The 5,743-nt window shown below is 67.7% G+C and carries 8 protein-coding genes; 6 read left to right on the forward strand and 2 right to left on the reverse strand.

What is annotated here, in order from left to right:
• Nucleotides 1-207: 207 nt before the first annotated feature.
• Nucleotides 208-684, reverse strand: a complete 477-nt coding sequence (locus tag VJ976_RS00005) for a DUF3995 domain-containing protein (RefSeq protein ID WP_324097665.1) — start codon at nt 682-684, stop codon at nt 208-210.
• Nucleotides 685-706: 22 nt separating this feature from the next.
• On the opposite strand from VJ976_RS00005, the gene VJ976_RS00010 reads away from it, so the two are divergent.
• From VJ976_RS00010 to VJ976_RS00030, 5 genes are all read left to right on the forward strand, one after another.
• Nucleotides 707-1,297, forward strand: coding sequence for a TetR/AcrR family transcriptional regulator (locus VJ976_RS00010; RefSeq protein ID WP_324097667.1), 591 nt, complete (start codon nt 707-709; stop codon nt 1,295-1,297).
• 35 nt (nt 1,298-1,332) lie between these two features.
• Nucleotides 1,333-1,698 (forward strand): hypothetical protein, encoded by a 366-nt coding sequence (locus tag VJ976_RS00015; protein ID WP_324097669.1) that lies wholly within the window; start codon nt 1,333-1,335, stop codon nt 1,696-1,698.
• 166 nt (nt 1,699-1,864) lie between these two features.
• Nucleotides 1,865-2,629 carry a DUF389 domain-containing protein gene (locus tag VJ976_RS00020; RefSeq protein ID WP_324097671.1) on the forward strand — a complete coding sequence of 255 codons (765 nt, stop codon included), beginning with the start codon at nt 1,865-1,867 and terminating at the stop codon, nt 2,627-2,629.
• A 62-nt stretch (nt 2,630-2,691) separates the two neighbouring features.
• Entirely contained in the window at nt 2,692-3,561 is an 870-nt protein-coding gene (locus VJ976_RS00025; protein ID WP_324097673.1) for a universal stress protein, read from the forward strand.
• A gap of 89 nt (nt 3,562-3,650) precedes the next feature.
• Nucleotides 3,651-3,980, forward strand: a complete 330-nt coding sequence (locus VJ976_RS00030) for a TfoX/Sxy family protein (RefSeq protein ID WP_324097675.1) — start codon at nt 3,651-3,653, stop codon at nt 3,978-3,980.
• Nucleotides 3,981-4,241: 261 nt separating this feature from the next.
• On the opposite strand, the gene VJ976_RS00035 is transcribed toward VJ976_RS00030, so the two are convergent.
• On the reverse strand, nt 4,242-5,090 hold the full coding sequence (locus VJ976_RS00035; protein ID WP_324097677.1) for an isochorismatase family protein: 849 nt from the start codon (nt 5,088-5,090) through the stop codon (nt 4,242-4,244).
• Between the two features lie 429 nt (nt 5,091-5,519).
• On the opposite strand from VJ976_RS00035, the gene VJ976_RS00040 reads away from it, so the two are divergent.
• Nucleotides 5,520-5,741, forward strand: a complete 222-nt coding sequence (locus VJ976_RS00040; protein ID WP_324097679.1) for a helix-turn-helix domain-containing protein — start codon at nt 5,520-5,522, stop codon at nt 5,739-5,741.
• Nucleotides 5,742-5,743: the final 2 nt, after the last annotated feature.

The following is a 5,743-nucleotide window of genomic DNA, read 5'->3' on the forward strand; positions in this document are numbered from 1 at the left end:
GAGCAACCCGAGCAACCCGAGCAACCCGAGCAACCCGACGAAGCCTAAGAAACCGGGCACGGGCAGCGGAAAACCCGGCAACTCGGGCGGACAGGGCACAGGCAGCGGAAAACCCGGCCGCCGGGGCGCAAGCCAGCCCAACCAGGCTCCGGGAGCTTCCGACTACCCGGAGGCGCCCCCCGCGTCGGGCAAACCAGGCCGGGTCACCTACACCGGGTAGCGCCAAGAGACCGGGCATCTCCGCCCGCGTCGACCGAGGGTCGCGCAGACACCGAGGGAGATGCACAGCGGCGAGTACAACCGGCGGTCCCAGAAACGGAACGCCTCGCTGGCCTGGCCGACACCCACGGCCTCCCAGCCGAGCCCACCGACACCCCGCACCAGCAGGACGATTGCCACCGTCGTGGACCCCGCCCGCACGATGCGGGACTGGGCCGCGCTCGGTGTTCCAGCCAGCACGACGAGCACACTGGCCGTGGTCAGCAGGCCCGCGACGACTGCCGTCACCGGTCGGCTGGGAAAGGGCCCGCGGCCGACGACCAGGTCAGCGAGATCGTCGTAGTCCTCGGCCGGCCACGTCGATCCGGATGCCCACAGCGCGTGGACCGCTGCCGCGCCGGCCAGGCCGCCTGCGGCAATGGCGGTGGCTGCCGCCCGAGTACCCGTACTCTGCCGTATGGTCATCTCCATACGGTAGCGTACGGAGATGACCTCAGTCACCCGCCTCGGGATCGAGGACTGGTCCAAGGCAGCACTCCAGGTGATCGCATCGGAGGGAGTGGAGCAGGTGACTGTCGAGGGGCTGGGGCGCCGGCTCGGCGTGACCAAGGGAAGCTTCTACTGGCACTTCGCCAACCGTGAGGCGCTGGTCACCGCGGCTCTCGACCTGTGGGAACAGCGGGCAACCATGGATGTCATCGAAGAGGTCGGGGCCATCGTCGACCCCGTGGCTCGCCTTCGGGCCCTGTTCACGGCCAGCGTGGGAGATGTGGTCGACGGCCCCCTCGATGCCGCGCTGGTCGCGACGTTCGACGACGGCATCGTAGGGACGGTCGTGCGCCGCGTGACCGGTCGGCGCCTGCAGTTTCTGGAACGTGTGTTCGCCGACTTGGACTTCACCCCGCCCGAGGCTCGAACGCGGGCGCGCGTGGCCTACTCCACCTATGTCGGCCACTTCCACGTCACAAGGATGCTCGAAGGCGGCGAGCGCGACGGGTCTCTGGACGTCTACATCAGCAACCTGGTCGATGTGCTCACGAACGGCCGCTCCGAGAGCGCGCGCGCCGGTGCGTCGTGACCGCCTTTCCGGCGACGGCTCGGCAGGATGGGGACATGAGCGGCGAGCAGGAAGCGGTGGACGAGCGGCTGTTGAGGATCTACGTAGACGACCATCTGGTCGGCGCGACGGGGGCGGTGAACCGCCTATCTCGGATGGCGTCGTCGTACACCGACCTGAGTGTGCACTCTGAGGTGGTGCAGCTGGCCGAACAGGTGCGCGAGGATGTTGTCTCGCTGCTCGACATGGCGCGACAGTTGGGCGTGGACCGTCGCCGGGGTGCACATGCGTTGGGCCGCGCCGGGGAGCTGGCCGGGCGGCTCAAGCTGAACGGCCGGCTGCGCTCTCGTTCCCCGTTGACCCCGCTGGTCGAGATCGAGGCCTTGCGGGTCGGTGTGCTCGGCAAGCTCAGCCTGTGGTAGACGCTGCATGTGCATGCTCATGCTCTGGGTTTGGACGGCGCAACGCTGGAGACACTGCAAGACCGGGCCCGGACGCAGCTGCGAGTGATCGAGGAATGCCATCGAACGCTCAGCCCCACAGCCTTCCGAGGAACCTGAGCGCTCCATCCTGCGGCAGGATGGCGCCATGGCTGCCGGTTCTTTGTCCGATCAGGAGACCGTCTCTCGGCTCGAGGGTCAGGTCGCCCTGACCCCGACGTTTCTGCTCTACATGGCCAGCTCAGGGGTGCTCGCGTGCGTGGCACTGCTGTCCAACTCGGTGCCCATCCTCATCGGGTCGATGATCCTGGCGCCGTTGATGCCGGCGTTGGCGCTGGTCCCCTTCGCCCTGGCCGAACGTCGCCGCGACCTGGCCGTGCGCGGTCTCACCGTCGCATCGGCAGGACTGGCTCTGGCGTTCGTCGTGGCCTGGCTGACTGCTGCCCTCATGGGCGCGGCCGGCGTCCTCGTCTCCGATGCTGTTCTGGAGAACCCGTTGCTGCAGGAACGGGTGCACCCGGGCTGGTGGTCGATGGCGGCCGCTGTAGCAGCCGGACTGGCGGGAACGGTCGCTCAGGCCAACGAGAAGACGGATGCCCTGATCGGCACGGTGGCCGCCCTGGCCTTGGTTCCGGCGGTCGGGGCCACGGCCCTCTCCGTGTACGCCGGGGAGCTGAACACCGCGCTGGGCGGCCTGCTGCTGCTAGGGCTCAACGTCGGCCTCATCATCGCCATGGGAGTCGCCGGGATCCTGGTGTCCGCCGGGCGGGCGGGCTGGCGTCCCCTGGCGATGCTGCCCGTGGTCACGACACTCGTGCTTGCGGTGTTGCTGACCTGGGCGCAGGCGGAGGGGACCGTGCCCGAGCAGCCAGCCCACGCCTCGGGACCGGGGACGATCACCGCCACCTGGTAGCGCCGGGGAAGCAGGGACCAAGGGCTCTGCCGCTTCTGCGGGCGAGGTGAGACGTTGCCGGTATGAGACCCATTGTCGTGGGGTTGCACCCGTCACATCCTCGTTCGGCCGCGTTGCACTGGGCGTTGGCTGAAGCACGGCGCCGCGCTCGGCCTGTCCAGCTCCTCCTCGCCCGCGGCGTACCGCTGCCCGGTCAGTTCGGGATCGTGCGCGACGCGCTGGTTCCCGAACCGTTGGCGGCCGAGGTCCTGCAGCGAGCACGGGAGCACGCCGCGGCCGCGGAACCATCGGTGCAGGTCCATACCGGCGTGAGAGACGGAGGGCCCGCCGCGGTACTGGTGGAAGCCTCCGCCCAGGCCGACTCGATCGTCGTGGGTCGTCACAGTGGCAGCCGGTTGAGCGAGGCGGTGTTGGGGTCGACTTCAGCGCAGGTGGCGGCTCACGCTCGGGCCCCCGTCGTGGTGGTCGATGACCACGCGGAACCGCCGGCAGACGGTCGGGTCGTCCTCGGCGTGGACGGTTCGAGGGCGAACGAGGCGGCCATCGAGTACGGCTTCGACGCGGCACAGCAGCGGGGTAGTTCCTTGGTCGCGGTCTATGCCTGGCATCTGGAGCCGCCGGAGCAGGCGACGCTGCCCTGGATCAGCGAGCACACGCTGCACCGGCTCGCCGAGGAGCAGCAGCGAGTGCTGTACGAGGCGTTGGCCGGGTGGGCCGAGACGTATCCGGATGTGCAGGTGCACCACGTGGTCTCACGGCTGACGCCCGTCGACCTGCTACTGGCCCACGCCAAGAACGCGAGCCTGCTTGTCGTCGGCAGCCGGGGCCGAGGCGGCCTACCGGGTCTCATGCTGGGGTCGGTGAGCCAGAGCATCATCCACCGGCCTGGTCCGTGTCCGGTGGCGATCGTCCGCGAAGGCGATCGGCACTGAGGGACCGGACACCCAGGTCGAGCCGCGTCCCGTGCAGGGGTACCCCGCCCCATCCGTCTGGTCGGCGCTCACCGGTCCACAATCAGGGCATGGCATACGACGAGCATCTAGCAGGGCGCGTACGTGACCTCCTCGGCGATCGGGTCGAGGAGGAGAAGAAGATGTTCGGCGGCCTGGCCTTCATGGTGCGAGGCCGGATGGCCTGCTGCGCGAGCGGCCAGGGCGGGCTGCTGGTCAAGGTCGGGCGCGAGACTTTCGCCGACCTGGTCACGCGCGATCACGTCACCGCCATGACGATCGGCGGAGCGGTCTCCGACTCCTGGGTGCACGTCGGGGCCGAAGCCCTCGACGACGGACGCGTTCTGCGCTCATGGGTCGAACGGGGACTCGCCGGCAACCCACCCAAGCCTGGTCGTTGAGCTCAGCCAGACTGCTCGACACGACGTACTTCTTCGGCCGCCGACGCCATCACTTCGTAGGTCACAGGGCCGAACAGCAAGGCATTCGCGTGTTTTGTCTGCGCAGTTCGGCACTCGCCTCGACTCCTCGTCCGGCGCGCCCCCAGCTTCATCACGGCAGCAGCCGTCGAGGGAGACGTTGCCCGAGAAGCGAGGTGGTCTCACCTCGCTTCTCAGGCCTGGGAGGTTCGCTCTTGAGCCCCTGGGCTCGGTCGCGCCCAGCTAGTCGTCCTTCCGTCCGTCAGGGTGTCTGACGCCTTTCACCGCTCCCGGCTCGCCGACAACGAAGTCATCGCGCATGTAGCCGATGACATCGTCGGTCGTCAGCACCTTGGCGACCGTACTGTTCACGACCGTCAGCGCGCTCTCCTGGTTCGCTGTCGCCGTCGCGACGGCGTCACCGACCACGACCACGTCGTATCCACGCGAACTGCCCGCGTAGGCGGTGCTGAGGATGCACTCATCGGTCCACAGACCCGAGATCACGATGGTGTCGGTCCCCTGGGCCTTGAGCTTCTCGTCGAGGTAGGAGTCGCCGTTCTCGTCGAAGTTCCAGAACATGTCGAGGTGCTTGCCGTGGTAGTACCAGCCATCCGCCACCTCCTCGGGCGTCGGAGCGATCTCGGCGAGAACCTCCATGCCGGGCGCACCGGTGAACATGTACACCGCGTTCTCCGGCTCCTCGGGCCGCAATCCCCGCGGACCGTACCACCGGTCCATCGCATTGCTGATCCCGTCGTCGAAGGTGCGGGTCCAGGAGCTCCAGACGATCTCGACCCCTTCACCGCGCGACTGCGCCGACCGGAACGCGTCAACGAGCTCGATCAGGTTGGGCAGGATCTCCTCGGCATAGGGTCGGTACTCCTCCTGGCAGTCGTCGAGAAGCAAGGCGACCCGCCGCGGCCGGTCTTTCAGGTCCCACGAGGCCCAGAAGCTGAGTGGCTGCCCGTTCGGACCGTCCGGCGTGCTGGAGAAGTTGTCCATGGGCTGCAAAGCCAGATCCCTGTCACGGTGGCGACGCGGCTGCGCCAGTGCCTCTTCGAGCGTGCGAGAACTCGTCTCGTTCATCATCTCGTCAACGTACCCGAGCTTGACGGGCGCTTCTCGCCGGACGGGTCAGCCCGGGCACTGGAAAGCCCCCAGGTCCGCCTCGCACTGCGGAAACTGGGGGCTGACGTGTGACGACCAGTGTGATGTGGCCACGGTGGTGGAGGTGGCGGGAATCTCCGCGCCAAGCGTCTGACCTGCATAGACACCGTTTCCAGTTCCGCCGTGTCAGTAGTGTGACAGTTGCGCACGCCCGTGTACTCGCTCCTGGGAACCCCTGACGGCTGTGGTGGCGTCGTGAGTCATCGAGATGGTCCCCAACTCAGTCAGCAATCACGTCGTGTGCCCAGCACCCGTGGGGCTACAACCCGGTCGCCGACAAGAACCCTGCCTCTTGCGCAATCGGCCTAGCTGTTCTGACACTCCGATAGCAAGCACGGGGCTTAAGGAGATGTGGAGCAAACCCAGCCAACACAGCTCAGTGCTCGACGGCAGTACGAGTCCCTGTCGCAGGCCGCCGAGCGGACCGGTCTCAGTACGCGGACGTTGCGTCGTCGTATCGCGGCCGGCGATCTCAGGGCGTACCGGTCGGGCCCAAGGATCATTCGAGTGGACCCCAGGGACGTGGACGATCTCTTGGTGCCACTTCGCACTGTGCAGACGTACCCAAACTGAAG

It is taken from the genome of Ornithinimicrobium sp. (genome assembly GCF_035267225.1).
In the GTDB taxonomy this organism is placed as follows: Bacteria; Actinomycetota; Actinomycetes; order Actinomycetales; family Dermatophilaceae; genus Ornithinicoccus.

Excerpts from the sequence above, each read along its gene's own strand:
- VJ976_RS00005 (WP_324097665.1), bottom strand. The coding sequence starts at position 684 with ATGACCATACGGCAGAGTACGGGTACTCGGGCGGCAGCCACCGCCATT.
- VJ976_RS00030 (WP_324097675.1), top strand. The coding sequence starts at position 3,651 with ATGGCATACGACGAGCATCTAGCAGGGCGCGTACGTGACCTCCTCGGC.
- VJ976_RS00035 (WP_324097677.1), bottom strand. The coding sequence starts at position 5,090 with ATGATGAACGAGACGAGTTCTCGCACGCTCGAAGAGGCACTGGCGCAG.
- VJ976_RS00010 (WP_324097667.1), top strand. The coding sequence starts at position 707 with ATGACCTCAGTCACCCGCCTCGGGATCGAGGACTGGTCCAAGGCAGCA.
- VJ976_RS00015 (WP_324097669.1), top strand. The coding sequence starts at position 1,333 with ATGAGCGGCGAGCAGGAAGCGGTGGACGAGCGGCTGTTGAGGATCTAC.
- VJ976_RS00025 (WP_324097673.1), top strand. The coding sequence starts at position 2,692 with ATGAGACCCATTGTCGTGGGGTTGCACCCGTCACATCCTCGTTCGGCC.
- VJ976_RS00020 (WP_324097671.1), top strand. The coding sequence starts at position 1,865 with ATGGCTGCCGGTTCTTTGTCCGATCAGGAGACCGTCTCTCGGCTCGAG.